The 17,104-nt window shown below is 69.5% G+C and carries 19 protein-coding genes; 13 read left to right on the top strand and 6 right to left on the bottom strand.

Annotation, left to right across the window (positions count from 1 at the left end):
* Nucleotides 1-2: 2 nt before the first annotated feature.
* Nucleotides 3-878: a flagellar motor stator protein MotA gene (gene motA / locus J2W78_RS01840; protein ID WP_003601565.1), complete on the bottom strand. Its 876-nt coding sequence runs from the start codon at nucleotides 876-878 to the stop codon at nucleotides 3-5.
* Nucleotides 879-1,077: 199 nt separating this feature from the next.
* On the opposite strand from motA, the gene hslV reads away from it, so the two are divergent.
* The 3 genes from hslV (at nucleotide 1,078) to J2W78_RS01825 (ending at nucleotide 3,956) form a co-directional block, all read left to right on the top strand.
* On the top strand, nucleotides 1,078-1,638 hold the full coding sequence (hslV, locus tag J2W78_RS01835) for an ATP-dependent protease subunit HslV (protein WP_253367521.1): 561 nt from the start codon (nucleotides 1,078-1,080) through the stop codon (nucleotides 1,636-1,638).
* A gap of 111 nt (nucleotides 1,639-1,749) precedes the next feature.
* Entirely contained in the window at nucleotides 1,750-3,063 is a 1,314-nt protein-coding gene (gene hslU, locus J2W78_RS01830; RefSeq protein ID WP_003601561.1) for an ATP-dependent protease ATPase subunit HslU, read from the top strand.
* A gap of 2 nt (nucleotides 3,064-3,065) precedes the next feature.
* Nucleotides 3,066-3,956 carry an EamA family transporter gene (locus J2W78_RS01825; RefSeq protein WP_253367520.1) on the top strand — a complete coding sequence of 297 codons (891 nt, stop codon included), beginning with the start codon at nucleotides 3,066-3,068 and terminating at the stop codon, nucleotides 3,954-3,956.
* 25 nt (nucleotides 3,957-3,981) lie between these two features.
* Here the strand turns inward: J2W78_RS01825 and J2W78_RS01820 are convergent, their stop codons facing one another.
* From J2W78_RS01820 to J2W78_RS01810, 3 genes are all read right to left on the bottom strand, one after another.
* Nucleotides 3,982-5,043: an MBL fold metallo-hydrolase gene (locus J2W78_RS01820; RefSeq protein ID WP_253367518.1), complete on the bottom strand. Its 1,062-nt coding sequence runs from the start codon at nucleotides 5,041-5,043 to the stop codon at nucleotides 3,982-3,984.
* 49 nt (nucleotides 5,044-5,092) lie between these two features.
* Nucleotides 5,093-6,178: an aromatic ring-hydroxylating oxygenase subunit alpha gene (locus tag J2W78_RS01815; RefSeq protein WP_253367516.1), complete on the bottom strand. Its 1,086-nt coding sequence runs from the start codon at nucleotides 6,176-6,178 to the stop codon at nucleotides 5,093-5,095.
* A 523-nt stretch (nucleotides 6,179-6,701) separates the two neighbouring features.
* The gene (locus J2W78_RS01810; protein WP_253367514.1) at nucleotides 6,702-7,208 is read right to left on the bottom strand and encodes a hypothetical protein; all 507 of its coding nucleotides are present in this window, start codon (nucleotides 7,206-7,208) and stop codon (nucleotides 6,702-6,704) included.
* 266 nt (nucleotides 7,209-7,474) lie between these two features.
* On the opposite strand from J2W78_RS01810, the gene J2W78_RS01805 reads away from it, so the two are divergent.
* The 5 genes from J2W78_RS01805 to rimM all read left to right on the top strand — a co-directional run bounded on the left by J2W78_RS01805 (nucleotide 7,475) and on the right by rimM (nucleotide 10,794).
* The gene (locus tag J2W78_RS01805) at nucleotides 7,475-7,696 is read left to right on the top strand and encodes a glutathione S-transferase (RefSeq protein ID WP_253367512.1); all 222 of its coding nucleotides are present in this window, start codon (nucleotides 7,475-7,477) and stop codon (nucleotides 7,694-7,696) included.
* An 18-nt stretch (nucleotides 7,697-7,714) separates the two neighbouring features.
* Entirely contained in the window at nucleotides 7,715-9,277 is a 1,563-nt protein-coding gene (gene ffh / locus J2W78_RS01800) for a signal recognition particle protein (protein ID WP_253367510.1), read from the top strand.
* Nucleotides 9,274-9,621, top strand: coding sequence for a chorismate mutase (locus J2W78_RS01795; RefSeq protein WP_253367505.1), 348 nt, complete (start codon nucleotides 9,274-9,276; stop codon nucleotides 9,619-9,621). Before ffh ends, J2W78_RS01795 begins: the two co-directional genes overlap by 4 nt.
* Entirely contained in the window at nucleotides 9,621-9,983 is a 363-nt protein-coding gene (gene rpsP / locus J2W78_RS01790; protein ID WP_253367503.1) for a 30S ribosomal protein S16, read from the top strand. Before J2W78_RS01795 ends, rpsP begins: the two co-directional genes overlap by 1 nt.
* Before the next feature lie 127 nt (nucleotides 9,984-10,110).
* A complete protein-coding gene (gene rimM, locus J2W78_RS01785) occupies nucleotides 10,111-10,794 on the top strand; it encodes a ribosome maturation factor RimM (protein ID WP_253367495.1) in 684 nt (227 codons plus the stop codon).
* 7 nt (nucleotides 10,795-10,801) lie between these two features.
* Here the strand turns inward: rimM and J2W78_RS01780 are convergent, their stop codons facing one another.
* Entirely contained in the window at nucleotides 10,802-11,596 is a 795-nt protein-coding gene (locus tag J2W78_RS01780) for a DUF4239 domain-containing protein (RefSeq protein ID WP_253367493.1), read from the bottom strand.
* A gap of 68 nt (nucleotides 11,597-11,664) precedes the next feature.
* A complete protein-coding gene (locus J2W78_RS01775; RefSeq protein ID WP_253367491.1) occupies nucleotides 11,665-12,396 on the bottom strand; it encodes a class I SAM-dependent methyltransferase in 732 nt (243 codons plus the stop codon).
* A gap of 109 nt (nucleotides 12,397-12,505) precedes the next feature.
* On the opposite strand from J2W78_RS01775, the gene J2W78_RS01770 reads away from it, so the two are divergent.
* From J2W78_RS01770 to J2W78_RS01750, 5 genes are all read left to right on the top strand, one after another.
* Nucleotides 12,506-12,808: a hypothetical protein gene (locus J2W78_RS01770; protein ID WP_253367489.1), complete on the top strand. Its 303-nt coding sequence runs from the start codon at nucleotides 12,506-12,508 to the stop codon at nucleotides 12,806-12,808.
* Nucleotides 12,809-12,917: 109 nt separating this feature from the next.
* Complete coding sequence (gene trmD, locus J2W78_RS01765) at nucleotides 12,918-13,640, top strand: tRNA (guanosine(37)-N1)-methyltransferase TrmD (protein ID WP_253367487.1); 723 nt, start codon at nucleotides 12,918-12,920, stop codon at nucleotides 13,638-13,640.
* Nucleotides 13,641-13,813: 173 nt separating this feature from the next.
* Nucleotides 13,814-14,989, top strand: coding sequence for a phosphoserine transaminase (locus J2W78_RS01760; protein ID WP_253367484.1), 1,176 nt, complete (start codon nucleotides 13,814-13,816; stop codon nucleotides 14,987-14,989).
* 157 nt (nucleotides 14,990-15,146) lie between these two features.
* On the top strand, nucleotides 15,147-16,754 hold the full coding sequence (gene serA / locus J2W78_RS01755) for a phosphoglycerate dehydrogenase (protein WP_253367483.1): 1,608 nt from the start codon (nucleotides 15,147-15,149) through the stop codon (nucleotides 16,752-16,754).
* Between the two features lie 103 nt (nucleotides 16,755-16,857).
* Complete coding sequence (locus J2W78_RS01750) at nucleotides 16,858-17,061, top strand: DUF1902 domain-containing protein (protein WP_253367480.1); 204 nt, start codon at nucleotides 16,858-16,860, stop codon at nucleotides 17,059-17,061.
* Nucleotides 17,062-17,104: the final 43 nt, after the last annotated feature.

Raw genomic sequence — 17,104 nt, 5'->3', positions numbered from 1 at the left:
CCTTACGCCGCGGCCGGTTCGGCGCGGGCGCCGGGCACGGTTGCGCTCTCGACCTCGTCGATGGTCGGGCGGTCGGCGCCGGCAATACCCTTGCGGCCGTGCTCGATCGCGACCTGGGGCAGCGCGCCGTTCATGTAGGCGATCAGGCTCTGCTTCACGATGGTGTAGACGCTGCACTGCTTCTCGCGCACGCCTTTAATCTTCACGGCGAGCGGGGCGAGCATCCCGTAGGACGCGAACACGCCGATGAAGGTGCCGACCAGCGCCGCGCCGATCAGGCCGCCGAGGATCTGCGGCGACTGGTCGAGCGCACCCATCGCCTTCACGATGCCGAGCACCGCCGCGACGATCCCGAGCGCCGGCAGCGCCTCCGCCACGGTGTTGATCGCGGCGTAGGGCTTGAGCTTGTACTTCTTGTGGGTGCCGATCTCTTCTTCCATCAGCGCCTCGATCTCGTGCGAGCGGGCGTTGCCGATGAGGATCAGGCGGCAATAGTCGCAGATGAACAAGACCAGATCCTGGTCCTTGGTCACCTCGGGATAATTCTTGAAGATCTCGGAATTCGCCGGATCGTCGAAATGCGTCTCGACCTCGTTGCGGGGCTTGGTCTTCAAGTCGCGCATCAGCGCGTGCAGCAGCCCCAGCAGCGAGAGGAAGTCCTGGCGCTTCGGCCCCTTGTTGGTGAAGGCCTCCATCGTCGCCTTACCGGAGTCGACCACCGTCTTCATCGGGTTGGCGATGACGAAGGTGCCCGCCGCCATGCCGAAGATGATGACGAACTCCCAGGGCTGCCAAATCACGATCAGGTGCCCGCCCATGGCGACAAAGCCGCCGAGCATGCAGCCGATCGCGATGACGAGGCCGACGAGGATTCCCATGAGAAGACTCCGGGGGACACCGCTGCGGGGACGGGTGCCGACGCGCGGCGGCCCTTTGTCCGAGCCAATAGGCATAGTGGCTTGCGCGGAGCTTTTTCACGCAACGCCAGCGCCTGTCCTTGCCGGGGCCGACCTTGGAGCCGGGCGTTCGAGCGCCTAACTGAGGCTCGGCCTTTTTCCCTCGAACCGGAGCGTTTCCTTGGCCCAGACCGACGATCGCCTGCCGCAGATGCACGCCACCACGATCCTCATGGTCCGCAAGGGCGGCCGGGTGGTGATCGGCGGCGACGGTCAGGTCAGCCTCGGCCAGACCATCGTGAAGGGCAACGCCCGCAAGGTCCGGCGCCTCGCAAAGGGCACCGTGATCGGCGGCTTCGCCGGTGCCACCGCCGACGCCTTCACCCTGTTCGAGCGGCTGGAGGCCAAGCTGGAGCAGTATCCCGGCCAGCTCACCCGCGCCTGCGTCGAACTCACCAAGGATTGGCGCACCGACCGCTATCTGCGCCGGCTGGAGGCGATGATGCTGGTCGCCGACAAGGAAGTGAGCCTGCTGCTGTCCGGCTCCGGCGACGTGCTGGAGCCCGAGACCGGGGTGATGGCGATCGGCTCAGGGGGCAACTACGCCCTCTCCGCCGCCCGCGCGCTCGAGGATGGCGAACTCGACGCCGAGGCGATCGTGCGCCGGTCGATGAAGATCGCCGCCGAGATCTGCGTCTACACCAACGGCAACCTCGTGATCGAAACCCTCGACGCGGCCTGAGGGCCGCGCTCCCTGGAAAGCCGGGACTCGCCCGCTTAGATCGTTCGTGGGGAAGGCCCCGCGCCCGACGCGCCGCCCCACACGTCCCAAAAAAACGGCCGCAGGAGCCCGATGACCACCTTCTCTCCCCGCGAGATCGTCTCCGAGCTCGACCGCTTCATCGTCGGCCAGAAGGACGCCAAGCGCGCGGTCGCGATCGCCTTGCGCAACCGTTGGCGGCGCCAGCAACTGAAAGGGCCGCTGCGGGACGAGGTGGCGCCCAAGAACATCCTGATGATCGGCCCGACGGGCTGCGGCAAGACCGAGATCGCCCGGCGCCTCGCCCGGCTCGCGGGTGCGCCCTTCCTCAAGATCGAGGCGACCAAGTTCACGGAGGTCGGCTATGTCGGCCGCGACGTGGAGCAGATCGTGCGCGACCTCGTGGAGGTCGGCATCGGCCTGACGCGGGAGGAGAAGCGCAAGGCGGTGAAGGCCAAGGCGGAAGCAGCCGCCGAATCGCGCATCCTCGACGCCCTGGTCGGGCCGACCGCGAGCCAAGCGACGCGCGAAAGCTTCCGCAAGAAGCTGCGGGCGAGCGAACTCGACGACAAGGAGGTCGAGATCGAGCTGGCCCCGTCCGGTTCGCAGGGCATGCCGATGTTCGAGATCCCCGGAATGCCGGGCGCATCGATGGGCGCGATCAACATCTCCGACATGCTGGGCAAGGCGCTCGGCGGCCAGCGCGGCAAGCCGCGCCGCATCACGGTGGCGGAGGCCTACGCGCCGCTGATCGCCGAGGAGAGCGACAAGCTCGTGGACGACGACGCGCTGACCCGCGAGGCGATCCGCGAGGTCGAGGATAACGGCATCGTCTTCCTCGACGAGATCGACAAGATTTGCGCCCGCGAGGGCCGCTCGGGCGCCGACGTCTCCCGCGAGGGCGTGCAGCGCGATCTGCTGCCCCTGATCGAGGGCACCACGGTTGCGACCAAGCATGGGCCGGTGAAGACCGACCACATCCTGTTCATCGCATCCGGCGCCTTCCACGTCTCGAAGCCCTCGGATCTCCTGCCCGAATTGCAGGGCCGCCTGCCGATCCGCGTCGAGTTGCAGCCGCTGACCGTCGAGGATTTCAAGCAGATCCTCACCGCGACCGAGGCAAGCCTCATCAAGCAGACGGTGGCGCTGATGGAGACGGAGGGCGTCACCCTCGACTTCACCGAGGATGCCATCGACGCGTTGGCCCGTGTCGCCGTCGAGGTGAACGGCTCGGTGGAGAATATCGGCGCCCGCCGCCTGCAGACGGTGCTGGAACGGGTGATCGACGAGATCTCGTTCACGGCCACCGACCGCTCCGGCGAGACGGTGCCGATCGATGCGGCCTATGTGCGCGATCGCGTCGAGGATCTGGCCGCGAACGCGGATCTCAGCCGCTTCATCCTCTGACCGTGCGCGGACGCAACGCCGCGCCCGACATCGCCCTGCCGATCCTCGCCCTCCTGGCGGGGATGGTCTCGATCCAGAGCGGCGCCGCTTTGGCCAAGGGGCTGTTTCCGGTCGTCGGCGCGGCAGGCGTCACCACGCTCCGCGTCGGCTTCTCGGCACTGATCCTGCTCGCGGTCTGGCGGCCGTGGCGGCGCAGTCTCGAACGAGGCGAGATCGGCGCCATCGCGCTCTACGGCGCGGCGCTCGGGCTCATGAACCTGCTGTTCTATCTCTCGCTCCGCACGATCCCGCTCGGGATCGCGGTGGCCATCGAGTTCACCGGTCCGCTCGCCGTGGCGTTGGCGGGCTCGCGCCGGGCCCGCGATTTCGCCTGGATCGGCCTCGCGGTGCTCGGGCTCGGCCTGCTGCTGCCGCTGGGCGAGGCGAGCACCCTCGATCCGACGGGTGCGGCGCTGGCTCTCGGCGCGGGCCTATGCTGGGCGGCCTACATCGTGTTCGGCCAGCGCGCCGGCCGGGCCGGCGGCGGGCGGGCGGTGTCGCTCGGCATGCTGGTCGCCGCCCTCGTCGTCGCACCGGTGGGCCTCGTGGAAGCCGGCGGCGACCTGTTCACCCCGGCGACGCTCATAACAGGTCTCGTCATCGCGATCCTGTCGAGCGCCCTGCCCTACTCGCTCGAAATGTTCGCCCTCACGTGCCTGCCCCGCCCGGCCTTCGGGGTGCTGATGAGCCTGGAGCCGGCCGTCGCGTCGGTGGCCGCCCTCGCCCTGCTCGGCGAGCGGCTGACTCCGATGCAGGGCGGGGCCATCGCCTGCATCGTGGCGGCTTCGGCGGGGATCACGCTGGCGAGCCGTCAATCCGGCAACCGACGACAGGAGCCGGACGACGTCGGGTGAACCGGGCGATCCCGATCGGCGACCGCTACCCTTCCCAGACCTGCCCAGGCCGCAGCGCCAGGAACCGCTCCGGCGCAAGTGCGGCCGCCGTCAGCGCTTCGCCCAGCGCCTCAACGGGACGCTCGATGCCCTCGTCCGTCAGCTTGAACGTGCCCCAATGGTGGCCAAGCGCCTGATCGGCGCCGAGGAGGCTCAGCGCCTCCACCGCGTCGGCCGGGTTCATGTGCTGCGGCTGCATGAACCAGCGCGGTTCGTAGGCGCCGATCGGCAGAGTCGCGAGACGGGGCGGGCCGAACCGGGCGCGGATGTCCCGGAAGATCGCGCCATCGCCGAGGCCGGTATCGCCGACATGGTAGTGGACGCCGCGGGGCGTCGTCAGCAGGAAGGCGCACCACAGGGCCATGCGCCGGTCGTTGAGGCCGCGCGCCGACCAGTGGTTGGCCGGCGTCAGATGCACGGTGATACCGGCGCCGAGATCGACCGACTCGCCCCAGTCGCGGGTCTCGACATGCATGGTCTCGTCGTAGCCGCGCAGGATCGCGTCGTTGCCGAGCGGGGCGACGATCAGCGGTTGATGATCCTGCCACAGGCGGGCGATCGTCGGCCCGTCGAGATGGTCGTAGTGGTTGTGGGTGATCAGCACCGCATCGATCGGCGGCAGGTCGGCATAGGCGACGCCCTGCGCGTTGACCCGCTTCGGCCCGGCAAAGCGGACCGGGCTCGCGCGCTTGGCATAGACCGGATCGACCAGGATGTTGCGGCCCGCGACCTGGAACAGGTAGCTCGCATGTCCGATCAGCACGACGCGAAGCCCCTCGAACCGCTCCGGGGGTTTGTCGGCGGGAAACGGGCTCGGGAAGCTTGACGGCCACGCCTCGGGCTTGCCGGTCCGGCGCCAGCGGGCGAGGTCGGAGAGCGACTTGTCGGGCGGCTGGTTCGGGGCGTGGAAGCGCAAGCCATCGAAATGCGCGCTCTGGGGGCCGCGGTAATAGGGGTTCTTGCCCCGGCGATGCGCGGCGTAGCCGACACCCCCGAGGGTCATCACCGTGGCCGCGCTGGCGACCGTGAGCAGGCCACGCTTCTTCATACGGCCAAGATGGCCCGTCCGGTCCGTGGTTCAAGCGCGGCGCAGGGCCTCAGGAGCGCCAGCGCAGTTCCTGGCGGGTCAGCGGGTTGGAGAAGGGGCGGCTCTCGCGCGCTGCCTCCAGGGCCTCGCGCTTAAGGCGGAAATACCATTGCGAGGGCAGATCGCCCTGGCCGAGCAGCACCATGGTCGGCTTGCGGTCGAGGCCCGCCTGCGCGTGCTGGAGCACCTGCTGATCCTGGGTCAGGAACTGGCGCATCAGCGGCTTGGCGATCGGCTTAAGGAGGTTGAGCGCCGGCAAGCTCCAGTAGAGCGCGTTGGTCAGCATCGTCCGGTTGGGCCCCATCGGCGTGGCGAAGGTGTAGTTCGCCACGCGCTTCGTGCCCGCCTTGATCCGCTCCAGCCGCACGCCGGGCAGGCGGAACTCGATCTCGACCTCCGGTGCGCCGCCGAGCAGGCGGTAGACCGGCGAACTCGTCGTCGTGGCATGGCTCGTCATGACGAAGCCGTGCGGCACGGGCTGGAAGGTCTTCACCTTCTCTCGCAGTTCCTTCGAGGGCCGGAACCACCACGTGTCGTGGACGAAGGCGACATGGCCCGGATCGACGAGGCTCAGCGTCGTCAGGTCGAACGAGGCCTCGACCTCCAATTCGAGCACGAGGCAGCCGGCCGGCTCGAAATCGAGGGCGGGCACCGCCGGCACGGCGGCCGGGTCGGCGGGGCCGAGATGCGGGTTCACCCAGAGGAAGCCGGCGCTCTCGACGATGGGAAAGCGCTGGACCGCGATGCGCGAGAAGTCGGAAGCGTCGTGCGCGGAGAGCGTCGGTACGTCGCGGCAGCGCCCGTCGGTGCCGAAGCGCCAGCCGTGGAACGGACACATCAGCGTGTCGCCGTCGAACCGGCCCTTGGACAGCGCCATGCCGCGATGGGGGCAGCGGTCGCGCAGGGCGAACAGGCTGCCATCCTTCGCCCGGCCGAGCACGACCTGCTCGCCGTTGAGCGCGACCGCCCGCATCTTGCCGCCGGCGACCGCCGAGGCTCGGCCGGCGCAGTACCATGCGCTCGATAACGGCTCGCGCATGGCGCGCGGATCGAGGGCGTCGTCGGCGGGGATGCGTGGGGCGGCGGCGGAGGACATGGCGGCTGAAGGGCCCGATGCTGACGGGCGCCCTCTTTAGGCGCCTCGTCGTCCGTCGGCCAGCGGCATAGGGGGACAGGGCCGTCGCGCGAAGCCGCATCGCGGCTCGTTGGGGCGAAGAGCATCGCGCGGAGCGGGCTCTTTAGGGCTTAAGCGCCGGAAAGCGTCGAGCGGAGCGATAGCCTGAGGCCGCGGAAGCGGGCCCCGGTGCCGGAGGCCGGATAGGAAACCAAAACGGCATGCTGCACCGCGGCGAGACAACGCACCGGATAGGCCGCCGGGGGCCTTTCGCATGGCGGAAATCGCCCCTACCTTGGGCTCATCCGCAACGAACGAAAGGAGGTGATCCAGTGTCTCATTGTCATCAGCCGTCGCCGACGACCAAGACCTGGACTGTTGCCTCCGGCGTGTGCGCCTAACGCACCCGCGGGATCTCAGCAGGTTTCGTCGGACTGACCGGTTCGACAATGGAAGGGCCGCCCCTCGGGGCGGCCCTTCGCATTTTCAGGGTCACTCGAGCAGTTCAGCGGTGCTGAACCTGAAACAGCGGTGCGGCCAGGGCCTCGCAGCGGGCGCGCCAGAGGTCGCGCTCGGTCCGCAGGTCCTCCATCTTGCCGACCTCTTCGGCGATGTGGGCGCGCAGCTCGCGGATTTCCTGGGCCAGGATGACCTGAAGCTCGTCGCGGCGCTCGGATTCGACCCGGAGCCGGGCCTTCAGCATCATGTTCTCGGCCATGATCTCGGCCACGTCCTCGTCGGCGGCCTCGGCCGATTTTGCGGCGACGGAGACGAGGCGGGGCGACCAACCGCTGCTGCGCATCTCGGCTTCCGGCGCGGCGGGAGCGGGCTCCGGCTCGCGCGCCTCGACGGCGTGCGTCTCGGACACGGCGGTGCGCATGGTGGTGAGCCAATCCCGCAGCGGCGCGGTGGCAGCGGGAGTCCGGAGACCGGGCTCGGGAGACGGGGCCTGTCGCGCGGGTTCCGACATCGGGTAGTCCTCGGGCACCTCCAGCGGTGCGTTGACAGGCATCAGACCCGAACATGCTTAACGAAGCGTAAAGCTTAAACCTTCGCTGACGTCCGTTTCGGGTACAGTCCCGCATCGGTCCACGCGCCCTCGGGATTGACTTGAAGCGGTACACGGCCTATCCGCCCGGCTCCATTTCGACGTTCGAACGTCACGATGAGCCGCCGACCGGTCCGAGGGGCCGGAGGTCAACGTCCGACAGCGCGTGTGCGCCCTCGGGCGCCCTTGTCGTTGCCGAGCGTGCGCCGAAGCGTCAAACGAGCCCTGCCATGGCGCCCGCGAACGACACCACCCTGCGCATCGAGGATGCGGTCAACGACCTCTGCCCGTGGTCGGGCAAGCCGATCGTGCCCGAGGCGCTGACCCTCTACAACGGTGCCGTGGTCGGCTTCTGCGATGCGTCGTGCCGGGACAAGTTCGCCCGCGCGGTGGCGTCCTTCGAGGATGCACTTCGTGCGCGCCGCGTGGCCAATGCCGGCCTTCACCAGTAGCCCAGGCTGACGCGACAGATGTTCGAAGGCCTTTCCGACCGCCTCTCCGGTATCCTCTCCGGCCTGACGCGCCGCGGCGCGCTGACGGAGGCCGACGTCACCGCCGCCATGCGCGAGGTGCGCCGCGCGCTCCTCGAAGCCGACGTGGCGCTGGAGGTGGTGCGCGCGTTCACCGACAAGGTGCGCGAGAAGGCGGTTGGCGCCGTCGTGCTCAAGTCGGTGACGCCCGGCCAGATGGTCGTGAAGATCGTCAACGACGAGCTCATCGCGATGCTCGGCACCGATGCCAGCGTCGTCGATCTCAACGCACCGGCCCCCGTCGCCATCCTCATGGTCGGCCTCCAGGGCTCGGGCAAGACGACTACCACGGCCAAGATCGCCCGGCGGCTGAACCAGCGCGACAAGCGCCGGGTGCTGCTCGCCTCCCTCGATACGCGGCGTCCCGCGGCGATGGAGCAGTTGGCGGTGCTCGCCAAGCAGGTCGAGGTCGAGAGCCTGCCGATCGTCGCCGGCCAGTCGGCGGTGCAGATCGCCCGGCGTGCCATGGAGGCCGCCCGGCTCGGCGGCTTCGACGTGGTGATGCTCGACACCGCCGGCCGCACCACGGTCGACGAGGGCCTGATGAACGAGGCCGCCGAGGTCAAGGCGGCGACGAACCCCCACGAAGTCCTGCTGGTGGCCGACGCGCTCACCGGCCAGGACGCGGTCAACACCGCGCGCGCCTTCGACGAGCGCCTCGGCGTCACCGGCATCGTGCTGACCCGCATGGACGGCGATTCCCGCGGCGGCGCGGCGCTCTCCATGCGCGCTGTCACGGGCAAGCCGATCAAGCTCGTCGGCGTCGGCGAGAAGGTCGATGCGCTGGAGGAATTCCACCCGCAGCGGGTGGCCAACCGCATCCTCGGCATGGGCGACATCGTCTCGCTCGTCGAGAAGGCGGCCGAGACGATCGACCACGAGCAGGCCCTGCGCACCGCCGAGAAGATGCGGAAGGGCAAGTTCGACCTCGAAGACCTGTCGATGCAGCTCGCCCAGATGGAGAAGATGGGCGGCATCGGCGGCCTGATGGGGATGCTGCCCGGCATGGGGCAGATGAAGAAGCAGGTCGAAGGCGCCAACCTCGACGAGAAGATGTTCAAGCGCCAGCGCGCCATCATCTCCTCGATGACGCCGGGCGAGCGCAAGAATCCCGACCTCCTCAAGAACAGCCGTAAGAAGCGCATCGCGGCGGGTGCCGGCGTCAAGGTCGAGGAGATCAACAAGCTCCTCAAGATGCACCGGACCATGGCCGACATGATGAAGTCGCTGGGCTCGGGCAAGCGCGGCGGCATCGGCCAGGCGCTCGGCAACATGTTCGGGTTGGGCGGCGGCATGCCCGGCGGGTTGCCGGGGGGCATGAAGCTGCCGCCGGGCATGCCCGAGCCGACGCCGGAGCAGATCGCCGAAATCGAGAAGCAATTCGGCGGCAAGCTCCCGCCGATGCCCGCCGGCCTCGGCGGCGGCAAGATGCCGGGCCTGCCGGGCTTAGGCGGACCGAAGATGCCGGGCCTCGGCGGCTTCCTGCCGGGTAAGAAGAAATGACGGTCTTGTCTGCACAGGGGATCGATCCCGAGCTGGCAAGCCTGCGTGAGAGCATCGACAACTTCGATGCCGCGCTCATCCATCTGCTCGCCGAACGCTTCCGCTGCACGCAGCGGGTCGGCGAGTTGAAGGCCCGCAAGGGTCTGCCTCCCTCCGATCCGGATCGGGAGGCGCGTCAGGTCAAGCGCCTGAGAAATCTCGCGGTCGATGCCAAGCTCGACCCCGATTTCGCCGAGAAGTTCCTCGCCTTCGTGGTCAAGGAAGTGATTCGGCACCACCGGACGATCGCCGAAAGCGTCGATCACAACACCCCAGCGAAACACGACACCGAAAGGAACGACTGATGTCCCTCAAGATCCGTCTTACCCGCGGCGGCGCCAAGAAGCGCCCGTACTACCGCATCGTCGTCGCCGACGCCCGCGCTCCCCGCGACGGCCGCTTCATCGACAAGGTCGGCGCCTACGACCCGATGAAGGCCAAGGACGATCCGGCCCGGATCGTGCTCGACAACGAGAAGATCCAGTCCTGGCTCGCCAAGGGCGCGCAGCCGACCGACCGCGTCCTGCGCTTCCTCGACGCCGCCGGCCTCGCCAAGCGCCCGACCCGCAACAACCCGCAGAAGGCCGAGCCCGGCGAGAAGGCCAAGGAGCGCGCCGCCAAGCGCGCCGAGAAGGCTGCCGCCCCGGCCGAAGACGCCGCGGCGTAAGTCTTCCGATCCCCTCCCCCCTGCGGGGAGGGGTCTTCCGGGGTGGGGGATGCCTTGGGCACCACCCCACCCTCGCTCCCACCCCGTCAGGGGACGGGACAAACGCGCCGTCATCGAGGCACTCTGCATGGCCCGCCGCCCCGGCTCCTCATCGCGCGGACCTGCGCGGTTCGACCGCCCCGCCGACCGCCTCGCGCCGGAAGCCGTGACCTCGGCCCGCAAGCCGCCGGGCGCCAAGCCGCCCCCGCCCGCCTCCCCCGATCCGGGGCTCGTTCTGCTCGGCGAGTTCGGCCGGCCGCACGGGCTGCACGGCGAAGTGCGGCTGAAATCCCATACCGGCGAACCGCTGGCGATCGCGGGCTACGGCCCTCTGCATGCCTCCGACGGGCGCAGCCTCGAACTCGCCCACGTGCGCCCCGCTCCCGGCAGCTCCCCCGATCTGCTGATCGTCCGGGTGAAGGGCGTGGACGACCGCAGCGGCGCCGAAGCCCTCAACCGCGTCACCCTCGCCATCGCCCGCGAGCGCCTGGGCGAGGTCGAAGACGAGGACGAGTTCTTCCTCACCGACCTGATCGGCCTGACCGTCGAGGACGGCGCCGGAACGGTGATCGGCACCATCGTGGCGGTGCCGAACTTCGGCGGCGGCGATCTGCTCGAAATCCGCCCGGCAGCCGGCGGGCCGACCGCGCTCATGCCCTTCACGAAGGCCTTCGTGCCGACCCTCGACATCGCCGGCGGAAAGGTCGTCGCCGACCCGCCCGACGACCTGTTCGCCCCGCCGGGGCCGAAGCCCGCCGACGATCCGGGCTGATCCCCGATCAGCGTGTGCCCGCCTCCATCGCGGCGCGGGCGAGGCGGATCGGTTCGGACGACAGCGCCAGGGGCCCGTCGAAGGGTCGCTCGTGCAGGGCGATCACGCCGAGCGTCGTCACCATCGCAGCGGAGAACAGGGCCAACGTCGTCGCCTGCGCGAACGGGCGCTCGCAATGCACGAGGGCGATTGCCGTCAGTGTCAGGGCGGCGAGCACGAGCAGCGTCAGCCATTTGCTCTCGTCGCTGCGGGCGGCGCTGAGCGCGAGGCGCTCGCTGCGGGCCGAGCGGAGCTGCATCACCGCTTCGAGCAGCGCCGCGTGCGTCGCCTGCCCCGCCTCCGCGGCGGTGCGCGGGTCGGCCGCGGTTTGGAGCAGACGCCCGAGCGCTTGGCCGGCGCTGGGCGCCGAGGCGCCGGTCGCGGCCATGGACGGCCACTCCTCCTTCACCACGGCATCGAGATAGACAAACAGCGAGGTCCGCAGGCCGCTCATGTCGGGGGCGGAGGCGATGCTGAGATCGTAGACCGCGAGCGCGTGCGACCGCTCGGCCTGGAGCACGCGGCTGGCCTGCCGCTGGCGCTCCCAGGCATCGTTGGCGACGAAGCCCGTCAGCAATGCCAGCAGCACCGCGATCACGCCGATATAGGGTGGCACGATTCCGGTCGCGAGCCGGCGGATCCCCGCCCGCGTCCATGGCAGGATGGTGAGGAGGCTCAAGAGCAGGCAGAACGCAAGGAAGACGCCCGACAGGAGGGCGAACATCAACCAGACGGGTTGGTCGAGCCAGAGGCCGAGGATCATTGCCGAACGGATTGCGAGGACGGGTCCGCAGGGTGGCTGGCCAACCCCTCCGATTCGGTAAAGACGCGTCAGCGCTTCTCGCGCGTGGCCTCGTCCTGGCACGGGCGGATCGTCTCCGGTGCCGGCCGCCGGTCCGGCGCAGGCGCCTCGAAGACGGCGAGATAGCCGACACCGCCCTTCAGGCGCGTCATCGACACCTCGCGGTAGCCGACCGCTGCGAGTTCGCAGCGCAGGAGCTTTGGCGGTGTGCCGTGACGTGAGGGGATCGCATCGGCATCGACGATCCCGACCCGGCCGCCGGGCTTCATCGCGGCGGCGAGGTTCCAGAGCAGGCCGAAGGGCTGGGCGATCTCGTGGTACATGTGGACGAGCACCGCCGCATCGACCGAGCCCGGCGGCAGGCGCGGATCGTGCGCCTCGCCCCGCACCACGGTGACGTTGGAGAGCCCAGCCTTGCCGACCCGGCGCTCCAGATCGGCGAGGTAGTCCGGCGTGATGTCCTGAGCGAGGATGCGCCCCTGCGGGCCGACGCGGGGGCTCAGGCGGAACACGTAGTAGCCGCTGCCCGCGCCGATATCGGCGACCGTCTCGCCGGGGACGATCCGCATCAGGCGGGCGACCTGCCCGACCTCGTCGGCCTTATCGCGCTCGCGATCGTCCGCCCATTGCGGCGCGACGATCTCGGCGACCGGGCGGTCCGGCCGCGGGAATCGCTCGGCCAGCGCACCGGGAGGCGCGAGCGGCTCGGCCGCGATGGCCGGCAGCGTTAGGAGGATCAGGGCGGCGGCAAAGCGGATCATGCCGGCTTTCAACGCGCGAATGCGCGGAACGCACCGTCCGGAGCGAACCTTCGCGAATCTGCCTCGTTCCATCGAGGCAGGTCCGAACCCAGGCGCGAACGAGATCCCCATGCACAACCCAGTTCTTCGCCACGCGATCCTCGCGGCCTCCGCCGCCCTGGCGCTGACGCTTCTGCCGGCGAGCCTCGCCCAGGCGCAGGGCATGCCCGGCGCGACGGTCGGGCTTCCCATGGGGTCGCCCGATACGTTCGGCCTCTCGACGGTGAACCGGCCGTCCGGATACGACGCCGAGCCCTCTGCCGAGCCCGGCATGGACCGGCCCGAGCGCCGCATCCGCCCGCGCCCACACCGGCAGCTCAAGAGCCACCGGAACGCCGCACCGAAGCAGCGGGCGCCGCTGGCCCGGCGCTGATCGCCGCCTCGGCACCGTCGTTTTCCGAAGCCCGACGCTCATCCCTCGTGACGAGGCTTCGGCGAGCCGCCTCCGTTGACCGGCTCGCCCCGCGCCGCCATCAAGCGGCATGACCGAGTCCATCCTTCCCGGCACGGCGGCCCCCTGGCGAGCCACCGTCCTGACCCTCTACCCGGAGATGTTTCCTGGGCCGCTCGGCCATTCGCTGTCGGGGGACGCGCTGAGCCGCGGGACGTGGAGCCTGGAGCCGTGCCAGATCCGCGAGCACGGGCTCGGCCGCCACCGCAACGTGGACGACACGCCGGCCGGCGGCGGAGCCGGGATGGTGCTGCGCTGCGACGTGCTCGGCGCCGCCATCGACGCCGCGGCACCTGCGCACGATCCCCGCCCGCGCCTCCTCATGTCGCCGCGCGGAAGGCCGCTGACACAGGACCGTGTGCGGGCGCTGGCCGAGGGGCCGGGTGCCATCATCGTCTGCGGCCGGTTCGAGGGCGTGGACGAGCGGGTGATCGAGGCGCGCGAACTGGAGGAAGTCTCGATCGGTGATTACGTGCTCTCGGGCGGCGAGATCGCGGCCCTCGTGCTCATTGATGCCTGCGTGCGCCTGCTGCCCGGCGTGATGGGCAAGCACGCCTCGGGCGTCGAGGAGAGCTTCGAGGGCGGGCTGCTCGAATACCCGCACTACACCCGGCCCCGGGAATGGGAAGGCCGAACGATCCCCGACGTCTTGATGGGCGGCAACCACGCCGCCATCGCCCGCTGGCGGGCCGAACGGAGCCGCGCCCTGACGCGGGCGCGCCGGCCCGACCTGCTCGCGCGGGACGAATCTTAGATGGAACTTCGACGCATCTATTCTTCGGGTAACTGAATCATCCTTCTGTCACCCGCAGCACACAAGGTCCCGAATGCTGGAAAGGCAGCTTGCATTGCGGCGCGCGATCCGTCATTTCCAGCGGCGGGACACCTCCCCCCAACGGGAGGCAACCATCTGGAAGGATGGATGACATGACGGTTCAAATGCCCGCCGCGCGTCCGCGCGTGCCCTATTTCTCGTCCGGCCCCACGACCAAGCGTCCCGGCTGGACCCTCGATGCCCTCTCCGGCGCGGCGCTCGGCCGCTCGCACCGCTCGGCCGCCGGCAAGGCGAAGCTCGCCGAGGCCATCGAGCTGACCCGCAAGGTCCTACGCGTTCCCGCCGATTACCGCATCGGCATCGTCCCCGGCTCCGATACCGGCGCCGTCGAGATGGCGATGTGGTCGATGCTCGGCCCGAAGGCGGTCGAGGTCATGGCCTGGGATTCCTTCGGCGCCGAGTGGGTCACCGACGCCCTCAAGGAACTCAAGATCGACCCGATCGTGCATGTCGGCGAGCACGGCATCCTGCCCAAGCTCGACGCCATCGACACGAAGAACAACGACATCGTCTTCACGTGGAACGGCACCACCGCCGGCGTGAAGGTCCCGCACAGCGACTGGATCGCCGAAGACCGCGCGGGCGTCACGATCTGCGATGCGACCTCGGCCGCCTTCGCGATGCCGCTGCCGTGGGACAAGCTCGATGTCGTCACCTATTCCTGGCAGAAGGTGATGGGCGGCGAGGCCGCGCACGGCATGCTGATCCTCTCGCCGCGCGCCGTCGCGCGCTTGGAGAGCCACACGCCGGCCTGGCCGATCCCCAAGGTGTTCCGCCTGACCAAGGGCGGCAAGCTGATCGAGGGCATCTTCAAGGGCGACACGATCAACACGCCCTCGATGCTCGCGGTCGAGGACTACATCGACACCTTGAAGTGGGCGCAGAGCATCGGCGGCCTCGACGCGCTCCACGCGCGGGCGGACGCCAACGCGCGGGTGGTCCACGAATGGGTGGCGCGCACCCCCTGGATCGGCCACCTCGCGGTGGACCCGGCGACCTACTCGAACACGGGCGTCTGCCTCGTGATCACCGATCCGGACGTGCTCGCCAAGGGCGACGCCGTGGTCAAGACCGTCGCTGCCGGCATCGTCAGCCGCCTGGAGAGCGAGGGCGTGGCCTTCGACTTCGGCGCTTATCGCGACGCGCCGGCCGGGCTGCGGATCTGGTGCGGGGCGACCGTCGAGGCCTCCGACATCGCGGCGCTGACGCCGTGGCTCGACTGGGCCTTCGCCCAAGAGAAGGCGGCGCTCGCCGCCGCGGCGGCCTGAGGGTCTGAGACGTCACGATGGCCGGTCATGAGACCGGCCATTTGCTTATCGACGCGCTCCAGCGATCTCCCGGTCCTGTATCCGCGCACGCGGCGACCGGCCACGCCTCTCCCGAGAGGAAGCGATCCTGCGCGCCCGCATGACGCGAGGTGCTCCCGTGTCCAAACTTATATCTGCCAAACCCAAGGTGCTCATCTCCGACGCCCTGTCCGACGCCGCCGTCCAGATCTTCCGCGATCGCGGCATCGAGGTCGATTTCCGGCCCGGCCTCGGCAAGGACAAGGAGGCACTGGCCGCCATCATCGGCGACTATGACGGCCTTGCCATCCGCTCCGCCACCAAGGTGACCGGCAAACTGCTCGCCGGGGCCACGCGGCTGAAAGTGGTCGGCCGCGCCGGCATCGGCGTCGACAACGTCGACGTGCCGGCCGCGACCGCCAAGGGCGTGATCGTGATGAACACGCCGTTCGGCAACTCGATCACCACCGCCGAGCACGCCATCGCCCTGATCTTCGCGCTCGCCCGCCAGATCCCGGCGGCGGACGCCTCCACGCAGGCCGGCAAGTGGGAGAAGAACCGCTTCATGGGCGTCGAGCTGACGGCCAAGACACTCGGCGTCGTCGGCTGCGGCAATATCGGCGCCGTGGTCGCCGACCGGGCGATCGGCTTGAAGCTGAAGGTTGTCGCCTACGATCCCTTCCTGACGCCGGAGCGCGCCGTCGAGATCGGCGTGGAGAAGGTCGAACTCGACGAGTTGCTGGCGCGGGCCGACATCATCACGCTCCACGTGCCGCTCACCGACAAGACCCGCAACATCCTCTCGGAAGAGAACCTCGCCAAGACCAAGCGGGGCGTCCGCATCGTCAACTGCGCCCGCGGCGGCCTCGTGGACGAGGTGGCGCTACGCGCCGCCCTCGATTCCGGCCATGTCGCGGGCGCGGCCCTCGACGTGTTCGTGACCGAGCCGGCAACCGAGAACCCGCTCTTCGGCCACCCGAACGTGATCTGCACGCCGCATCTCGGCGCCGCGACCTCCGAGGCGCAGGAGAACGTCGCGCTCCAGGTCGCCGAGCAGATGGCGGACTACCTGCTCAGCGGCGCCATCACCAACGCGATCAACTTCCCCTCAATCTCGGCCGAGGAGGCGCCCCGCCTCAAGCCGTTCGTGGCCTTATGCGAAAAGCTCGGCTCGTTCCTGGGCCAGCTCACGGACGCGCCGATCAAGGGTATCCGCCTCACCTACGAGGGCGCGGTGGCCGGAATGAACACCCGGGCGCTGACCTCGGCGGCGCTGACCGGTGTGCTGCGTCCGATCCTGCAGGACGTGAACATGGTCTCGGCCCCGGTGATCGCGCGGGATCGCGGGATCATCGTCGACGAGATCAAGCGCGAGGGCGGGGCCAGCGACTACGAATCGGTGGTGCGCCTCACCGTGGACGCGGAGGATATGCCGCGCGACGCCGCCGGCACCGTCTTCAACGACGGCAAGCCGCGGGTGATCGAGATCCGCGGGATCGGCATCGATGCCCCCTTCGCGCCGCTGATGCTCTACGTGCGCAACCACGACAGGCCCGGCTTCGTCGGCCGCTTCGGCACGGTGCTCGGCGAGGCCGGCGTCAATCTCGCGACCTTCGCGATGGGCCGCGAGGCCGAGGGCGGTAACGCCATCGCCTTCGTGGCGGTGGATGCCGAGGTGTCTCCCGAGGCTCTGAAGGCGATCGAAGCGATCCCGCAGGTGAAGCGTGTGCGCCCCGTACGGTTCTGAGGCCGACACGGCCCCGGCGGAGGTCCGTGACCGCCCCCTCGACAACGACGGCACGGCGCCTCCCGCGCCGTCCTCCCTCCCCCCCGACCATGAGGATCGCACGATGGACCGCAAATTCACCGTTCGCTGCGCCTGGGACGAGGCAGCCGGCGTCTTCTTCGTCCACGACTCGCCGGTGCCGGGCCTCGCCACCGAGGCGCCGACCATGCCGGCCCTGCTGTGCAAGCTACCCGGCATGATCCGCGACCTGCTCGGCCTCGACGACGGCGCCTATCTCGACATCTACGTCGAGCGGGTGAAGCGCTGAAGAGCGCCGTCGAAAGACCGCCTCGGACGGCTTGACCGGCCGG

Origin of the sequence: Methylorubrum extorquens (assembly GCF_024169925.1) — a bacterium.
GTDB classification, from domain to species: Bacteria; Pseudomonadota; Alphaproteobacteria; order Rhizobiales; family Beijerinckiaceae; genus Methylobacterium; species Methylobacterium extorquens_A.
Note: the sequence above shows the minus strand (reverse complement) of the source record. Positions and strands in the feature narration are given on the sequence as shown.